The sequence below is a fragment of the Dyella sp. PARNA 12/25 genome (assembly GCF_055702865.1).
Window position 1 is genome coordinate 132436 of record NZ_JBVQCI010000003.1, and the last position, 16234, is coordinate 148669.

Annotated in this window: 16 protein-coding genes; 4 read left to right on the forward strand and 12 right to left on the reverse strand. The window is 57.5% G+C overall.

Annotated features, from left to right (window positions below; all coding sequences use genetic code 11):
• Positions 1–450 precede the first annotated feature (450 nt).
• Both AC0GUR_RS08345 and AC0GUR_RS08350 read left to right on the forward strand, forming a co-directional pair.
• Positions 451–873, forward strand: a complete 423-nt coding sequence (locus AC0GUR_RS08345; protein ID WP_472876996.1) for a hypothetical protein — start codon at positions 451–453, stop codon at positions 871–873.
• A gap of 131 nt (positions 874–1004) precedes the next feature.
• Positions 1005–2234: a DUF2235 domain-containing protein gene (locus AC0GUR_RS08350; protein ID WP_472876997.1), complete on the forward strand. Its 1230-nt coding sequence runs from the start codon at positions 1005–1007 to the stop codon at positions 2232–2234.
• Between the two features lie 561 nt (positions 2235–2795).
• Here AC0GUR_RS08350 and AC0GUR_RS08355 read toward each other — a convergent pair.
• Positions 2796–3167, reverse strand: coding sequence for an SLOG family protein (locus tag AC0GUR_RS08355; RefSeq protein ID WP_472876998.1), 372 nt, complete (start codon positions 3165–3167; stop codon positions 2796–2798).
• 853 nt (positions 3168–4020) lie between these two features.
• Entirely contained in the window at positions 4021–4674 is a 654-nt protein-coding gene (locus AC0GUR_RS08360; protein ID WP_472876999.1) for a hypothetical protein, read from the reverse strand.
• A gap of 474 nt (positions 4675–5148) precedes the next feature.
• On the opposite strand from AC0GUR_RS08360, the gene AC0GUR_RS08365 reads away from it, so the two are divergent.
• Positions 5149–6969 carry an eCIS core domain-containing protein gene (locus AC0GUR_RS08365; RefSeq protein WP_472877000.1) on the forward strand — a complete coding sequence of 607 codons (1821 nt, stop codon included), beginning with the start codon at positions 5149–5151 and terminating at the stop codon, positions 6967–6969.
• 311 nt (positions 6970–7280) lie between these two features.
• Positions 7281–7973 (forward strand): alpha/beta hydrolase, encoded by a 693-nt coding sequence (locus AC0GUR_RS08370; protein WP_472877001.1) that lies wholly within the window; start codon positions 7281–7283, stop codon positions 7971–7973.
• Positions 7974–9222: 1249 nt separating this feature from the next.
• Here the strand turns inward: AC0GUR_RS08370 and AC0GUR_RS08375 are convergent.
• The 10 genes from AC0GUR_RS08375 to AC0GUR_RS08420 all read right to left on the reverse strand — a co-directional run bounded on the left by AC0GUR_RS08375 (position 9223) and on the right by AC0GUR_RS08420 (position 16027).
• Entirely contained in the window at positions 9223–9783 is a 561-nt protein-coding gene (locus AC0GUR_RS08375) for a methyltransferase family protein (protein ID WP_472877002.1), read from the reverse strand.
• 240 nt (positions 9784–10023) lie between these two features.
• The gene (locus AC0GUR_RS08380; RefSeq protein ID WP_472877003.1) at positions 10024–10638 is read right to left on the reverse strand and encodes a trimeric intracellular cation channel family protein; all 615 of its coding nucleotides are present in this window, start codon (positions 10636–10638) and stop codon (positions 10024–10026) included.
• Between the two features lie 633 nt (positions 10639–11271).
• The gene (locus AC0GUR_RS08385; RefSeq protein ID WP_472877004.1) at positions 11272–11667 is read right to left on the reverse strand and encodes a DUF6228 family protein; all 396 of its coding nucleotides are present in this window, start codon (positions 11665–11667) and stop codon (positions 11272–11274) included.
• 138 nt (positions 11668–11805) lie between these two features.
• Positions 11806–12588, reverse strand: a complete 783-nt coding sequence (locus AC0GUR_RS08390; RefSeq protein WP_472877005.1) for a hypothetical protein — start codon at positions 12586–12588, stop codon at positions 11806–11808.
• A 144-nt stretch (positions 12589–12732) separates the two neighbouring features.
• A complete protein-coding gene (locus AC0GUR_RS08395; protein ID WP_472877006.1) occupies positions 12733–13743 on the reverse strand; it encodes a hypothetical protein in 1011 nt (336 codons plus the stop codon).
• Between the two features lie 105 nt (positions 13744–13848).
• Positions 13849–14151, reverse strand: a complete 303-nt coding sequence (locus AC0GUR_RS08400; protein WP_472877007.1) for a hypothetical protein — start codon at positions 14149–14151, stop codon at positions 13849–13851.
• Positions 14152–14298: 147 nt separating this feature from the next.
• Complete coding sequence (locus AC0GUR_RS08405) at positions 14299–14901, reverse strand: hypothetical protein (RefSeq protein ID WP_472877008.1); 603 nt, start codon at positions 14899–14901, stop codon at positions 14299–14301.
• Positions 14902–14988: 87 nt separating this feature from the next.
• Positions 14989–15246 (reverse strand): hypothetical protein, encoded by a 258-nt coding sequence (locus AC0GUR_RS08410; RefSeq protein ID WP_472877009.1) that lies wholly within the window; start codon positions 15244–15246, stop codon positions 14989–14991.
• A gap of 55 nt (positions 15247–15301) precedes the next feature.
• Entirely contained in the window at positions 15302–15604 is a 303-nt protein-coding gene (locus AC0GUR_RS08415; RefSeq protein WP_472877010.1) for a hypothetical protein, read from the reverse strand.
• A 45-nt stretch (positions 15605–15649) separates the two neighbouring features.
• Positions 15650–16027: a hypothetical protein gene (locus AC0GUR_RS08420; RefSeq protein WP_472877011.1), complete on the reverse strand. Its 378-nt coding sequence runs from the start codon at positions 16025–16027 to the stop codon at positions 15650–15652.
• Positions 16028–16234 lie beyond the last annotated feature (207 nt).

The window sequence follows — 16234 nt, forward strand, 5'->3', positions numbered from 1 at the left end:
TGCGCACAGAGTCTTTAACATGGGTTCCTTCGCAAACGCTGCCAGAGAGGATGCTCTTTGCCAGTTACCGGCAGTGCCATGACATCTTCGCTCTCATGGTTGAGTGACGCAAAGTACTGCGGTGAATGTCGCGCCGGTTTTTCCTTGGGATCAATATGCCAATCGGATGACTCGGGTGAGCAACAGCGCTGCTTATGGGCGTCATCGAAACGTGGGTCTCAAGTAATAGAGGAGGAGCCCGGGTTCTTCTATCGGCAATTCAGGCCGCCAGTCGGAAATTTCGACAGTGTGATCGTCAAATAACTGCCGGCATCTCTAGCAGAGTTTCATCAGCCGGTTGGCGACTGCTCGGCCAATTGGTTTATTTCACCCAACAACGTGCCGTGTTATTCCAGCCCAGAGTCGCCAGCCAACCACTCAAGCCAACGGGAGCATAGGAGAGCCACCGACATGACTCTTGGCAATTGGATGAAGTCGACTGCCCCCGTCACCGTTCTGTTCACTGATGGCATCTATCTACTGGTTCTAGTCCTTATCTGGCGACTGACCACTGAAGTCGCATCCGGGGGTAGCTCCGCATGGATTAACCGACTGGTGGCGCTTGTCGGTGGCCTGTGTGGCTGGGTCGTCGGCACAGGCTTGGCGCCCTACACGGAGAAGGAGCGAAAACGGTTCAAGGATATCTCCGTAACGGTATCGGCATTTCTTTCAGGCTACGTCGTGAGCAAGCTGGATCGGCTGCTTGAGGTGACGTTGTTTCAAAGCACTGCCACCAACGACATTGCGTGGGAGCGTGCCGGCTTGTTCATTGCGACCTTCTTGGCCACGGGCGTCACGGTCTTTATTAATCGCTTTTATGCCAAGGAAGAGTAGACAACTGCCAATATGTCCTCGTGCCCGTGTGGGGAGTCATCTGGCAGCGTGGAAAGCGGGAGGGGCAGGTAACGCCTCCAAGGAGCTGGGGTTCTACTGTGTCCGCTAAATAGCTATCACGAGGAGATGTCATGGCCGGGAAGACGATCGTGTTTTGTGCTGATGGAACCTGGAACGGCCCCGGGCGGGACGATGACGATACGATCCAAGCGAATTTCACCAATGTATACAAGCTTTTCCTGTCGCTGAAGGGTCAGGATACGCCCGGCACCATGATGCTCGCCGACGAGCAGGAGCGTGTTTGCGATCCCGGCGGTGGGGCGACGCAGGTTGCCAAGTACATCCATGGTGTTGGTGACTCGCGCAACGCCATCATCAAACTACTCGGTGGTGCGATGGGTGCCGGCATCATTGCCCGCATTGTGCGCGGCTACACCTACGTTTCGCGAAATTACCGGGATCAAGACAGAATCGTGTTAGTCGGCTTTAGCCGTGGCGCTTACACAGCCAGGGCGCTGGCGGGGCTGATTACCACCAAAGGTCTACTGAATCCTGGCAAGGTTGACTTCACCGACAAGGAAAACGCCTATCGCATGGGGGCCTCTGCCTGGTACAGCTACCGCCAGGCCGTGCTGTCCAATGGCGCCGTGTGGAATAGGTTTACGGATGCAATCTCCAATCTGCCCGGATTCCTTACCAACGCCATTGACCCGGCCACGTTCATAACGGATATCCCAGTGAGAGCGGTGGCGGTGTGGGACACGGTTGGTGCGTACGGCATTCCTCAATATGCGTTGGATGGCACGCGCTTTGACACATTCCAGTTTGCGTCGACGGCGTTGAGCGATCAAGTCAAGTACGGTATCCATGCCGTTTCCATCGACGAGCAGCGCTGTGACTTCACCCCGACACTATGGAGTGAACGCAATGCGGGCAATATTGTTCAGGCGCTATTTCCTGGTGCGCATGCGGATGTGGGAGGCGGCTATCCCACTTCCAACGACGAAAGTGGTTTGTCAGATTCAGCGCTCCAGTGGATGCAAACTCGCTTGGCTGTACCAGACATCGCTGTGCAGTTCGATGCGTGTAGCTACCCGTTTTGTCCCGATTCAAAAGGCGTAGCTCACCAGCCCTGGAATGAATTGCCTTGGACTGCACTCGCAAGTGGCCATCTACCACGTGCATTTCCTGGCGTCATCGGTTGCGCTTCGATGGGACTTCATCAATCGGTGATCGATCGCTGGCAGCAATTGGTGCCATGTTCCGCAGATGGGCGGTGCGCGATCTATGAGCCGACCAATATCGGCGGCGTCTTCATTGGGGCGGCATGTTCACTACCTTCAAACAAGATCTACACATAGGGTGTGGACATTTGATTGCTGGCGCCGTCGCACCGGCCTCGCTTGCCGCATTCTGGTGGCAGTGAGGTTGCATCAGTCGATTAGCCCGTGTTATCGAGGGTAGGGGAGAGTCTGCGTGGTGTGACGTGAGATCACCAATACTCGCTTTAGCGGCAGGTCTAAGCGAATCTGTGCGATACATTGTCAAGCTCAACTTGCCGAACAATGTTGAAACGGCAACGATTTAGTGGGATGCCGTCGAAGGCAAGCTCGACCTTACGCAGCGTTGATCAAGTGCGGGTAACTTTGCGGGTAACTTCTAAGACCACATCGGAGAAGTTTAGGCGTACCATGGCATAGACGATGCTTGGCGAGTCCCCCCCCCTTGGCACGAATCAGTGATAACGATGTTCTGCATCGATATCCAGTAAGAACAAAGAAACCGTCGAAAGGCGGTTTCTTTGTGTCTTTTGACTTAAGCGCTTGCAGAAGGATCCGAACAATCGGCAGAGAAAGAGGTGGTTGATTGCCGAGTGGCAGGGCTTAACTACCTCTGGAGTACCCCTGATTTCACGGGCAGATCTATAAAGGCAACGGACGCAAATAGTCTTCGTCGTCGATGACATCGACACAGATGCAGTTGCTTCGCGCACTATCCACGATCATCCGCGATACCTGATCACTCCCAAACACAAGCACACGATCTGACTGGAGCAGGGCGACCAGCAGTCCGCGCCAACGCTCGGGGCCATCACCAAACTCCGGCAGGGCGGGCACGATGTCGACGTTGGTGCCGGTTCGTTTGGCCCAGCGTTTTGCAAGACGGTCGGCGCCCGGGCGGTTGCCGATGATCAGCAAGTTGATGTCGTGGGTGTCGAGCACGCGCTCCATCAGGAGGGCGTTGTGATAGTCGCTCGCGCCACAGACAAACACGATCGGATAGGTCTCGGACACGGCTGAATTTCCTGTCAGGCACGGTAAAACGACGACTCGGCGGGGTCGCTGAATCGTGTAGGCGAATGCCTTGTTCAAAGGTCAATGAACACCGAAGGATGGCGCACCGAACCTAGCTTCGATGCGCCACGGGGGCGATCATCGAACGCGGTCAGCTGGCGACGGTGGGTGGGTGTTGTGACCCATCGGCCGTGTGCTCGAGACAGCAACGTGCTGCCTCAAAGCCGGCCTTCATGTCACCGGAAGCCCGCAGCGCCACCGGCTGAGCCCACCGTACCCGCGCGGTGGCCCGACGCTGGCGCCAGCGGTCACGCTGCATTCGCAACGTGGTTGCTACCGCAGACGCCAGCAGTATCGGGTGACGCATGGGAGGGTGGACGGGGGCCAGGCCGTGGACTGGCGAGCCGCCGGTGAGCGCCGTAGCACCTCTGCCATCGGCAGGTGGCAGGCGTAGGCGTGTCGTATGATCGTGAGCAGCCATCATCAACTCTCTTCAAGTTGGTTTTGGTTAGCGGGTCGGGAGTGTTGTCGCACTCTCGGCCCGCGCCTCATGACGCGGTGGTCATGGCCACTCGCCCAAGCACAACCTCTGCCCCCGCGAGTGACACCGCGACGTTAGCAAAACGGCGACGGTATCGCCTGTCAGTGATGGCCGATACTTTTTGCGCGTATGACGGTGGGTGTGGTGGTCAGTGATATCGCATCTGCGCGCCATGACCAAGCGTGGATGACGAAAATCGCCGGCATCCCCGCGTGTCGGTAAGTCAACCTGGTACCTATTTTCCATTCGCGACGAAGCTCAAGTAGTCGAGTCCCCGACGACGTCGATCTCGGCACTGTTGCTGAATACAGGTCACTCGCGCTGAATGCGAAGCTCCTTATTGAGCGCTGCAAGGGGTTCCTCAATCCTGCTGCGTCCGGTGACTTGATCGAAGAGGCTCAGGCCTTCGGAATCTTCGCCAATCCCAATATCCGCGCGCAACGCGACTCGTAGCAATTTCCTGGCTCGACGAATGCGTTTGAATGCCTCGTCACTTCCGTCGTAGTCCCATAGCGCCGTCTGAAAGGCCAGTGCGGCAGCTCTTGTGGATTCCTCAGCGATCAATCCCCCGCCGCTATACCTCCACGACTCGATATCGCTGGCAATCTTTCGTGCACTGTCTTGATTAAGCGTCTCTGATTGGTGAGTGTGTCGGGTCACCGACTTCACCAAGAGCCAAATTTTGGAGTATTCGGCAAGCCTTGCGTCAACGTTCTTTAGCGCAAGCTGAGTGGCGAGTTGCTCACGCCACTTGGACTTTTCATATTCAAATCTTTGTTTTTCAATCGTCGCTTGATGATTGAACTTCAACACTTCAAGCTGGCTCTGCTTCTCCGCCATCTTGTCGGCGTGCCTGTCCCTGGTGAAGCCGTAGACAAGTTGCCAGATGACGCCGATCGCGGCGATTAACGTTGCCCAGCCCACGCCATGGCTGAGCGTATCGACCAAGATCTTGAAGTCGACCATGACCGGATTCTCCGGTGGGCTCTTTGCTTTGGCAGGCGGTTAGGTGCTCTGCTTCTGGGCAGCCACCATGAACATCTATGGCGAAGGGACCATTGGATTTTTTGGACGGCGCTTCTCGACAGGTTGTCGAGCATCCCAGGGGTGTTGAATAGTGGCCATTTAGTCTATTTCCCCCAGAACGCGGCGAAATGATTCTATGGAGAGGGAAGTGGCCTGTCCGCGCCGCGACTTTTCACGCTTGTGAGTTCCACGGTTTTTCCGCGGGGTACGGTTGCGCAGATCTATCGACCGGCGTGGTACGGGCGAGGCATGGTGAGCGGACGGAAAGCCGATAGACTCATGCTCAGGCAGCGTGGGCTGACGTTTGCCGAAGTAAGCGTCGGAAGGCGCTTTCAGGAAATCGCGCTCTGATCTGCGTTTCGCATGCGTTACCAGCAAGTAGATGTCATCAGACAACGCCCTGGGAACAAGAGTATGAGTACTCATGTCGATAAAGCCCGAGAGAGCGCACGACAACCCGCCGGTCAGGAAGGCGCTCAAAGGCATGGCAGCGACGGGTTGCTCCAGCCGTTTGTTGACGATCGATCCACGGCCATTGCACAAAGAAAGTTGCAGGACATGGCCAACGCTGGGCCGCAGTCTGAAAGGGCCAGGCATATGCAGCTGATGGCCGACGACCATAGCCAGTCGCATCGGCAGGTCGCTCAGAAGAAGGAAAACCGTACAGGCTTACCCGATGCGCTCAAGTCGGGTATCGAGAACCTCTCCGGTGTTTCGATGGACGACGTAAAGGTGCACTACAACTCCGATAAGCCAAGTCAAATGCAAGCGCACGCGTATGCGCAGGGGCACGATATTCACATCGCCCCGGGCCAGGAGCGACATTTGCCGCACGAAGCCTGGCATGTGGTGCAGCAGGCACAGGGCCGGGTGCGGCCAACCATGCAGCTGAAAGGCGGCATCGCCGTCAATGGCGACCCGTCGCTGGAGCATGAAGCGGATGTGATGGGTGCTAGGGCGCGGCAGTCGTCCGCGCGTGCGTCAGGTGAGGTGGTCTACGCTCAAGCGGCGCCGCCAGGCCATGTCGTGCAACGCGAGATTGGCGACGGGGCCGAGGAGGGGGATATCGTCGTCTCGGTGAGTGGCGCGCTGTGGATCATCATCAAAGTGGAGGGTGATGAAAGTACGGGCTATCGCTACAAGGTGGAGCAGATCAGCGGCAGGCCTGTCATGTGGAATCCACGGACGGTCACCGGCGACGATCCGCTCTGGAATCGTTTCCAGGGCGAGTCCGACCTGTCCGAGGAGGAGTCGGAATTGTCCCATGGTTACTCCGACTCGGAAGCCATCGATTCGCCCAGCGAGGGCGAATCGGTGGACCTGTATCGACCGACCACCAAAGAGACTGTCCCTACCCGGTTGCAGACGCCGCACTCTGCGGAATTGCGTGGCGCTGGCGATATCCGCGATATGCGTGCCAACCGAGAGCTCCGCCACGGCGGGCCGTTCGTGATCCGCATCGGTGGCTCTCATTTCGAATTAAGCCCGACACCCGTACGCAAGGATTTCGGCGTAACGCCCCTGGTGCCAAACGAGCAGGGCAGTTACTCCCGCCGTGGTAGCGCGAAGCCATACCCGGATGTTGCCAAGGTTCTGGACCAGGACGTCGTACGGACCAAGGCCACCGTGGAGCAATTCAACCAGTGCCTCCATCACATTTTGCGCATAGACAGCAACGCCAGCTTAGAGGAGCTGCAAAATGAGCACTGTAAAACCCTTGACGCGGAAAGCCTGGGGCATTTGCACGAGCTGGTCGCGATTCTGCGGCTGGATCAGGCTCGGTCAAGTAAGGCGCGAGCCGTAATTGATGAGCAGGTGTTCAGCAATACCTCGTTCCAGAAGCGTTTTGGCGCGCCCGGTTCCAGGACCGGTCCTGACTACATGGGCGCACGCGCCGTCGCCCGGCACGGCGGCTTGGGCGGCGTGCAGTCGCTGGTGCAGTCGGATGCGACCAAGTACGCGCCGAAAAAGCGGGATAAGGGAGAGAAGGGAGAGAAGGCGAGTCCGTCGTCATCCGGTGGTTTGAGCGGCACCTATCTGACCGGGGAGGCGAGCGACGAGGAATTGCGTCAGCTCATCAATCGGGCGTTGGACAGGGATCAAAAATGGGCGCTTCAGTTGTCGGCGCATTACGAGGGAAATGCCGCCCGGATCATCGCGGCCACGAGGGCGACCTTCACGAAGCTCACGGTTTTGCCGGACGGCAGAATCTTCCCGCATCTTCGTGGAGGCTAACGCGTCGCTGTCTGCCATCAGGTTTTAAAATGCGGATTCCGGTCTGGCTGACCACTCGTTCCGGTAATTGTTGACCGCTGTGCCGGTGTTGACCACTTGGACGCACCGTGTCCTCCGTGCTGCACTGAACTTCAGCAACCGATCTGGCGCAATCTTAGGTGGATGGGGACAGGCCTATACTTGGTTGACCGTCACGGCCATTCATGGCTCGGGCGGAGTGCCGTCGGCGCGGTTCAGTTTTGCATGATGCCTCGACTCGAGCGGCGCGCAACGGGTCGTTCCGTGTTCTTCTTTGAACGGAGAGTAGTGCCATGAGTAAGCCGGCAGTCGTACTGGTACATGGCTTCTGGGGCGGTGCAGCCCATTGGACCAAGGTCATTCTTGAGCTGAAGAAGCTCGGCTACGAAAACCTCCACGCGGTGGAAAATCCGTTGACCTCGCTGGCCGACGATGCGGAGCGCACGCGCAAGATGGTTGCGCAGATCAGTGGTCCGGTCGTGCTGGTCGGCCATTCCTATGGCGGCGCCGTCATCAGCGAGGCCGGCAATCAGCCCAACGTGGCGGCACTGGTCTACATCGCGGCGTTCGCTCCCGACGCTGGCGAGAGTCCAGGCGGCATCACGCAGCAACACCTTCCAGTGGCGGCGCCGAACCTGGCCCCGGACAGCGACGGCTATCTGTGGGTGAAGCCAGATAAATTTCACGAGAGCTTCTGCCAGGATCTCACCGCTGACGAAGGCCTGGTGATGGCGGTGACCCAGAAGGCGCCGCTGGCGAGCACGTTTGGCGACACGGTCACCGACCCTGCATGGAAGCACAAGCCGTGCTGGTATCAGATTTCCAGCCAGGACCGCATGATCGCGCCGGAAAACGAGACGCGGATGTCCGGCCGTATGAATGCGCGCAAGGTCGTCACGCTCGACGCCAGCCATGCATCCCTGGCATCGCGCCCGGCCGAGGTGGCGGCATTGATCGACGAAGCTGCTAAGACGACCACCAGCTGAAAGCCCACCACAGCGCTCTTTCGCCGAAACTGAAGGCCCCGCTACGCGGGGCCTTCTCATTTCATGGAAATGACCGGGACGATTTGTGCGATGGCAATGTCTGCAACCTGCCGGCCCGACACTTGGGTCCTTCTTGTCTTGGTAAGAGAACGTAACGAGCCGAAGCCTCGACAAACGGCGAGCGAACACGCTTGCACGGCTCGGGCAGCTCCGTCACTGACATGACACGAAGGCTGGTCGATACCAGCTAGTGGTCAACATTTTCCTGCGGGCTGGTCAGCGTTTGCCGGAATACGCACAGAGCCGCGATCCAGCTTTTTCAACTTGTTCATCCCAAGGCAAACAAAGGGGTCAGAACCCTTAGGGAGCAAAGTAGAACAAAAGGGGTCAAGAACAAAGGGGTCAGAACCCTTTAGGAGGGCGGCCTTGAGGCCGCACATTTGCGACCCGTCCCAGTTCGGCTATCGACGATAGCCTGGAATCGACCGGTTCCGAGTACTCGTTGTTGTTGAAGATGGGTACGTATTTCGCAGAGCCTCTCGTCGCTGAGAGCCTGCTTGAAGAGGTCGCGATAAGCGGCTTGTCGTAGATGGGCCTCGGAGCCAAGGGCGAGGTATTCCGGGTGTGGATGTATGAGGGGATCGCTCCTACCCAGTGCGTTGGGGTGAAAGCTGGTTCAAGGGTAGTTTTCCGGGGCGGCAACCATCGCAGGGAAAAGGGTTCTGACCCCTTTGTTGTCACGCACCCTGCTCGTGCACGGCGCCCGATCGGCGCTGCGAACGGCACCTACCAAGGACGATCGACTGAGTCAGTGGGTCGTTCGACTCTCGCAGCGAGCGCATCCCAATGTGGCCTGTGTGGCACTGGCCAACAAAACCGCCCGGCTGGCCTGGGCGCTTCTGCGTCATCAATGTGCTTACCAACCGGCCCGCGCGGCCGCCCGAAAGAGACGTCCAAACACCATCTGATAACGATTGCTGAGCCCATCGCATGATGGCGAACCGGTCGAGCGGGCGCCGGCAAAACCCGCAAATGTCTGTGTGCTCTCAAGCACGAGGAAGCGATTGGGAGCCGGCGCGCGACTAGCCCATCATGGCCGACACCGCTAAGCGGTGTGGTTGTTAGAGGCCGGATATACGTGTGCAGTCGACGCGGACGCCAGAGCACGGGGGGCTTGCAATGGGGAGGAGTCCATATACGGACATTTCCCAAGTCGCCATCAGCCAGTCCACTTTCCCCGGGTGAGCCCTCAATAGACCCATGGGATTAGTCGCTTGGTGCGTGAGGCGTACCGTTGAAACGCCTCCCCAAACGCGGCTGACATTGCCGCCTCCTCTTCGCGAATACGGTAGAGGTAGAGGCACGTCGTTAGGCTCAACATCACCACCACACTTAGCCAGTTGCCCAGCGCAAGGGTGAATCCAAGGAACGCGATCAGTGCGCCCAGGTAGCTAGGGTGGCGTACGTACCCATACAAACCATCCTCCTTGAGTTGATGGTCACTCCGAACCGCTACGTTTGGAGTGTGGAGGCGGCCAAGCTGGAGGATCGCCAACGAACGGACCATGATGCCAACGCTCAAGACAAGCAGACCCGTCATCTGCAGCGCCGTTGAATGAAATGCGCCAATAGTCCCGTACGACAGGGCGATGCTTACGGCGTAGACCAGGGGGCTGCCAATCATGAGTAACTTCAGCGACAGATGATCCCGATTTTCAGCCTCACTCGTCTTGAGGCGAAAGACGATGAACGCATCAATGGTAAGCCACACAAAAAAGGCGACGAGAGCGATGCCGCGCACGATGTTCATATCCTTGTAGCCTCTGGTGCTTCAGTAAGGAAACATTACGTCGTCGATGCATTGAGCGAGAACGGTCGCGGTATTTGATCCCCGGCAATCGGTCTGTGTCACCTTGGTTTGGCCTCAGCCCCAAGCCCTGCAGTCCGATAGCGAGGAATGTCTTCTACGGGTCGAAAGCGGATGCCACACGAGCGGCGAAACACGGAGGCTAAGGATATTCAAAACGTCAGCATCGACGTGCTCAGGTCATCAGACGACCTTCGGCAGCTGCCAGCCGAAATGAACCGCCAACATTCGCAACACAAAGCAGACCACACCGCCAAGTGCCGTCGCTGCCGCCGGCGGACACCCGAACCGCCGGGCGAGGACGACTACCGATGCACCGAGTAGGGCTGCGCTTGCGTAGATATTCTCGACCAGCACCATTGGGATTCGCGCGAGAAGCATGTCGCGCAAGACACCTCCGCCACAGCCGGTCATTGCGCCCATCAGCACCGCGATAAAAGGGTGTATCTGGAAATCGAGTGCTTTCTCTGCACCGGCTACCGCGAAGAGTGCGAGGCCCGCGGCATCGAGCGTCGTCAGCAGCAACACAGGCGTCGTGGTGAATTGCCTATGAAGCAGAAACGTAATTAACCCCGCGACAAACGCTAGCACAGGGTAGCGCCAGTCTCGAATGGCACTCGGCGGCGTCGCGCCGATCAGCACGTCGCGGATCATGCCGCCGCCCAGGGCGACAACGAAGGAGAGCACCAAGACGCCAAGCAGGTCCAGCCCGGCACCGATGGCCGCATTGGCACCCTCTATCGCAAACACCACGGTGCCTCCAAGATCGGCGGCAAGAACGACCCGCTTACGTATCATCACTAACTTACCTCTCCCGAAAGTCGTGGCTACTTTGTCTCTTCAAAATGAGGCTGTCACGGACCGGAAAGGTCCGCTTTGGGTCGGAAGCGGACCTACTTTAGCCACGAATATCCGTGTGTGCCTGCTTCGCGAAATACGTGGCAACCGTCCTGACTTTGAATAGATAGAATCCCGCTGCGGTGACCACCAGTGCGCCGACTAGTCCCCAAATGGGATCTCCGAGGGCTGGATAGGGGATGACTAGTCCGATGGTCGCGAACCCTAGATATAGCGGGCGCGCCCATGCCATTTTCCTCAGAAGGGCCACTCCTGCGATTAGACCAAAAACGCCGACGAGTGATGCAAAGAACCCAGCGCCGCTGCTCCACCATCCCGCTTGGGAGACATGCCGTCCGTTGATCGCAAAAGAATCATTCGGCACCACGGACACTACAAGGAAGATTACGCACGCCATTGCGTGAGCAGTCATGAGCCTGAGAAGCTTTGGCATTGCCCAAAAGTTTGCCCACATTTCACTATTTCCTCTTTGCCATCCAAGCCAGCCGAAAGCGCTGTGCCACTCCTACAAACCGAAAGGTCCGCTATGGGTCGGAAGCGGACCTCACCGGAAGCGTAATTGGCAAGAGTCCATCAGACCTTGGCATCTTCAAAGAAATGGCGTGCAGCCTGTGCAAGGGCTGGCAACTGCCCAAGCTCGCTTCCGATGCCGGCCGATACTCGCCATTCCTCGTTGCTGCCAGGAAGCCCACTCAGTGTCACCACGAACGTTACAGCGCCCCCAGAAGTGCTCGTGGCAGATATCTCGAACTCACCTTCAAGGGTTGCCCAGGACTTTTCGCCCTTCCAAGGCAGCTCATTGGCGGCTAGCTCCTCCATCCACCGAGCGAACCCATCGGAGTCAGTGAAAGCCGACACCCACTGTGTGGCTGCGACCCCACGACCCGCGAGCTCCACGATGAATTCGTCCCCCCGTCGATCGAGGAAACGAACTTCCCTATCCGATGAGTTCGAGTGAATAGCGAACATCCAGGCTTTCCCAAGGGTAGTTGCTGTCCAAAACAATAAGTTCGCGAGTGTCCGCTTTGGGTCGGAAGCGGACCTAACAGTGCCGCGCTCGCAGCAAGAAAGCGACAGCTGTAGAGAAGCGCGCTTCAGCCAGAGCGGCTATTTGAACCGGTCGGTTGGACGTGCACTGATCGAAAGGTCGAGAAAATATTCCTTCTCTTCGCTCAAATCCTGCTCTACCTTTTTATTTGAGAAGTCTTCACGCTTGCGACGAGCGTTATCTATCACGAGGCTTACGTAGATATCGTCTGTTTCTAGATCAAACGGCGTCATACCGATGATCTTTACCTCGGGATCTAGAAAGGCTGCCCTTGCATCCTCGTAGTTCCGGATGATGGGGACAAATTTCGGAGCATTCCTCTCTTGCTCTTCAATGAAGAAAGGCGAGGCGGCTCGCCCTTGCTGGGGTCCATTAGGGGATCGGAGGTGGGCGCCCTGCGCAACAAACCAGTCATCAAGTCGCTTGGCAGTGGATAGAGCCTCATCCAAGGTGAGTGGACGATTCTGAAATGTGATCTGCAGATGATTGATCACCCTATCGCGGTCGGAGGTTGATATGGCAGTCATGAAGTTCTCCCCGCCAATATTCGCCTCCCTTAGCTCGTGGCCTCGGTATTGGAAATCTAAATCGTAAGGGGCTGTGATCGTCCACATTAAGGACGCTTGAGGTACTGCATAAGCCATCCCGCCACCCGCTTCGTTGAGGTTTGAAGTGAACTTAAACGGGTAGGACGAACCCCTCCGAAGCTGTTCGGCAGTCATCCCTATAGAGACGCTCACGGTTGACTGCCTGTCAGCAGCGCTCGCGGCATGCATCCAGAGCCCTAACAACACTGGGGCCGCCGCGGCCAACGCCACCCAGAACTTCGAGCGATTCCTCATCAGTGTCCCCCCCCTCATCAGTCAAGCAAGAATCGCAGCTTTGGAACCCGCGTGTTCATTTTCGATGCGGAAAGGTCCGCTGTGGGTCGGAAGCGGACTTATCCGAAGCTCAGTCTTTCGACTACCTCCACAAGAAGATCGGCTTCAAGATGATGGCCTGACATCTGGTTTGCAGCCACTGACGCAGCGAAAATAGGCCGCCTCGTGCGGATAATCGATTGTCATCACGAAGTAGCGAAACACGTTGCCTCCCACTGTGCCTTCGGTGGGCTTGTCCATCATTTGCGCCATGTATTCGTGGTAAGTCCTGTCGGGTTGTTCGGTAAACCAAACCGGACCTACAGTCCAACCGGCAATTTCCAGCTCCGGCACTTCAATAATGCGCTTTAGTGGACGTGCAGCGACCTTCTCGTCGGCGTTCTCCACCACGCGCCAATTCGGGTGTGCCTTGTGCCAGCGCTCGAGCACTCCCGTGGTGATGTAGCTCGTAACACCTTCGCCTTGCACGGTCGCCGTGCCGCTGATGCGGGCAGCCACCGGCGTGGGGTACGACGAAGCGCCGGTGTCGAGCAACATGTCCAACGGTTGGCCGTCTACACGAATGGTGATGCGTGCGAATCCGGAACCCGGCATGCCCTCGGCGTTGTGCGGGAAGCCTAATGGAGTCTGTTTTGCAGAGGGGTCAGGCCGCCAAGCGTCGCTTTCCAACATTAACCGGCGTGCGGGGTAATCGAAGGTCCAAGTGCGCCCAGGCAAATATCCGGCGCCTAGTTGGCCGTCGTAACTGCCGTCCGCTGTCGGGAGGACGAGCAGCGCCGCGCCGCACAGACCATTACCCGGTGGCGGCAAGCCACGCCCGGCTTCGTAGTCAGGTGGATTGGCGACAGTCAGCTGCTCGCCATCAGCCACGCATATGCGTGTTTTTAATTGCAGGCGCTGCGCGGCCGCCTTGTCGATCCAGTACATGCCCTGGCCACCGCCACCTCCGGTATCAACCAGCAATCTCAGCCGCCGACCATCCTGGGTCTCAGGAGTGGCAAAGAAGTGTCCTGCTTCATACACCGTCGGTAATACCTGCGCCGGCGCGGCAGCGAAAGCAGGCGTCGGCGCAGCAGCAACCAACAGCAGTCCAGCCAAAAACTTCGTCATCCGCATCTAGATTCCTTTCCGACTTGTCAACTGGAACGTTAGGTGGCGCACGCTCAATAAGAGGTAATCGCAAGGTCTGCTCCGGGTCGGAAGCGGACAGTACAAAGGCGTTCAATCTACTTTTGCTTCAGCGCTTTGATTTGCGTCAACCGAGGCTCGTTTCTTCGCCTTGCCCACACCAAAGGCACGTAAGAAAAGCACGCCCATGGCGGTGGCGAGTACCACCCCAAGCATCGCCGGAACTATCGCCCCGGGTCCGGACCGGATAGAGAGTGCCACATGGAGGGCGGCTAAGACGCCATAGAGGATGGTCGCCCAGATCTGATTACGCTTCAGGCCTATCCACAGGTAGCCGAACAACATGCAATACGCAGGAACGAACACGATCAGAATGATTAGATGAGTGACAGACACGGCTCCCCCTTATTGAGCGTCTCGTGATCTTCTAAATATCTAGCATGATTTTCACTGACCCATGTTCACACACATAGATTGTCGATTTCTCGATGTCCGCTTTGGGTCGAAAGCGGACGTGTGTCGCGACTAGCGCAGCCGCGTGTTTCAGTGATTTGCAAGCCGCGAAATTGCAATAGCTATCGCAATTGACAGACCGGCAATCATCGTTACGTACGTCAGGCGCCGCCCACTTTCGCGCGCGAAGCGCGGAGCCTCAAAGGGCGCCCAATGTGAGTCGCCGGCAACCTGCATTTGCCATGGCCCAAAGTTTTCACGGCGGTAAAACAACACCTTGTAAGGCTGCAAAGCCTTGCCAAGGCTAAGGAGTAGCGATTCAAACCCAACGAGGCCACCATCGATTCTAGCTATCACGACGTCGCTCCCATCTACCAACCAGGAATCCGTGCCACTGCGCGGCGCCGTCGCGATGATCACCTGTTTGATCCTTGAAAGCGGGATCGAACGGGTACGGAACGCGCCCGTGATGTTTATGCTCTCGGGTCCGATCTGAATGCTATAGCGTCGAACATACAGATATCCCCATGCCAATAGGGTCAGTCCGCAGGCGCCAATCACTCCAAAGACAACAGCAGCGCCAATGCTGGGGCACGCTGCTGGGGAAATGATCGCGTATAGACCAAGCGCGATCACCGACACCATGACGCCCAGTAGCGTGTAGGGGATCCAACTCGGGAAGCGGTATTCCATAGTTCCTCAATCGCTACTGGCCAGGTCTTGCAGGTCCGCTTTGGGTCGGAAGCGGACCTAACAGGCTTGCCAGCCTCGCAGGTGGAATCAGAGATGACTAGCACCGACAGCAACAAGTGCCAGCGCTATCGCACCTGTCCCCAATAGTGCGGCTAACTCTACAAGATTCAGTGACACCTTAAGCAAACCGCCCAGCTTAAAACCTTCGTTTGCAGCCATTCCCCGACGCCTGAACTGTCTTGCGATGATGAGGTTTCCGCCGACCAACCACACCAATGCGCCGAGAATGATGAGGAGAAAGTGGCCGTCTAGCGACCCGGTGCTGGCAGGAAGTTGCTTGATCAAGCCGATCTCCTATCAACGTTGGAATGTCTGTTTCGGGTCGGAAGCGGACGCTCAGTCAAGCGTGCTTTTTTGAAAGTCTGCTGGCCAGCCCCCTGCCAGCAACGCATGCGACCATGCAAAGCACAGCACCGTTCCGCAGCCAGTCCATAAGATCAGACTGCTTCCAAGTCACATAGAACACGCGATCGTGATCTTGCATCGGAACCACATGTCTGGTCGCCGGGTCGGGTGACGTCGACCCCTTGGCGAAACCACCGAATGCGGCAATCGAAAGCAGGCCAGCGAAGATCCCGGCAAGTCCAAATGCATGAGATCCGAAGTTCACAATCTTCAGGAGTCTGTCGCGATTCAAAGCCATCCACCGCCCCCTAAGGATGTCCGCTCCGGGTCGGAAGCGGACATTTTACTCAGCCGTACAGACCAAGCTCGTACTTGCACTGAGTCTGGCACAGAGAAACGCGGACGCTCGGCGCCGCGGCCCCAAATCCGTTTCCGGTTCTGCTTCGACGGGCAGATCGCTCAGGGAGCTCGGCAAGGAACTGACGCCGGCCGCATCGCACAGAAGATCGAAGTAGTAATAGTCGGCATCATTTGTATCGACGGGCGAGCCTTGTAGAAAGAACTCCAAACCTTCTTCGCTCGCGATGTACCCCGGCACCTCGTCGAACCGATCGGTCTCCACTAGCCGCTGAGGTGCCAAGAGGACATTCAGCTCATCGGCAACAGCGTTAAGTGGCCGATCCGCGACGATCGTGACGGCTCCCCAGTAGCGCTTTGTCATCATCTCCCCCTCAGAATCCCTTCCGTTCCGTGATGTCCGCTATGGGTCGGAAGCGGACCTTGTTAGCTTGCCAAGCAAGCCGGCCATTCACAATGTATCGACTAAGTCGTGGATGGCAGTTTGAAGTCGCCCCAGGCCGAGGATGGGGCACCCCTGCATGCCGATTCCTAAAGCGGCTATGCTTGCCGCCATTTTGTGAGGGAAGGA

Excerpts from the sequence above, each read along its gene's own strand:
- AC0GUR_RS08345 (WP_472876996.1), top strand. The coding sequence starts at position 451 with ATGACTCTTGGCAATTGGATGAAGTCGACTGCCCCCGTCACCGTTCTG.
- AC0GUR_RS08350 (WP_472876997.1), top strand. The coding sequence starts at position 1,005 with ATGGCCGGGAAGACGATCGTGTTTTGTGCTGATGGAACCTGGAACGGC.
- AC0GUR_RS08360 (WP_472876999.1), bottom strand. The coding sequence starts at position 4,674 with ATGGTCGACTTCAAGATCTTGGTCGATACGCTCAGCCATGGCGTGGGC.
- AC0GUR_RS08365 (WP_472877000.1), top strand. The coding sequence starts at position 5,149 with ATGAGTACTCATGTCGATAAAGCCCGAGAGAGCGCACGACAACCCGCC.
- AC0GUR_RS08370 (WP_472877001.1), top strand. The coding sequence starts at position 7,281 with ATGAGTAAGCCGGCAGTCGTACTGGTACATGGCTTCTGGGGCGGTGCA.
- AC0GUR_RS08375 (WP_472877002.1), bottom strand. The coding sequence starts at position 9,783 with ATGAACATCGTGCGCGGCATCGCTCTCGTCGCCTTTTTTGTGTGGCTT.
- AC0GUR_RS08380 (WP_472877003.1), bottom strand. The coding sequence starts at position 10,638 with ATGATACGTAAGCGGGTCGTTCTTGCCGCCGATCTTGGAGGCACCGTG.
- AC0GUR_RS08385 (WP_472877004.1), bottom strand. The coding sequence starts at position 11,667 with ATGTTCGCTATTCACTCGAACTCATCGGATAGGGAAGTTCGTTTCCTC.
- AC0GUR_RS08390 (WP_472877005.1), bottom strand. The coding sequence starts at position 12,588 with ATGAGGAATCGCTCGAAGTTCTGGGTGGCGTTGGCCGCGGCGGCCCCA.
- AC0GUR_RS08395 (WP_472877006.1), bottom strand. The coding sequence starts at position 13,743 with ATGCGGATGACGAAGTTTTTGGCTGGACTGCTGTTGGTTGCTGCTGCG.
- AC0GUR_RS08405 (WP_472877008.1), bottom strand. The coding sequence starts at position 14,901 with ATGGAATACCGCTTCCCGAGTTGGATCCCCTACACGCTACTGGGCGTC.
- AC0GUR_RS08415 (WP_472877010.1), bottom strand. The coding sequence starts at position 15,604 with ATGGCTTTGAATCGCGACAGACTCCTGAAGATTGTGAACTTCGGATCT.
- AC0GUR_RS08420 (WP_472877011.1), bottom strand. The coding sequence starts at position 16,027 with ATGACAAAGCGCTACTGGGGAGCCGTCACGATCGTCGCGGATCGGCCA.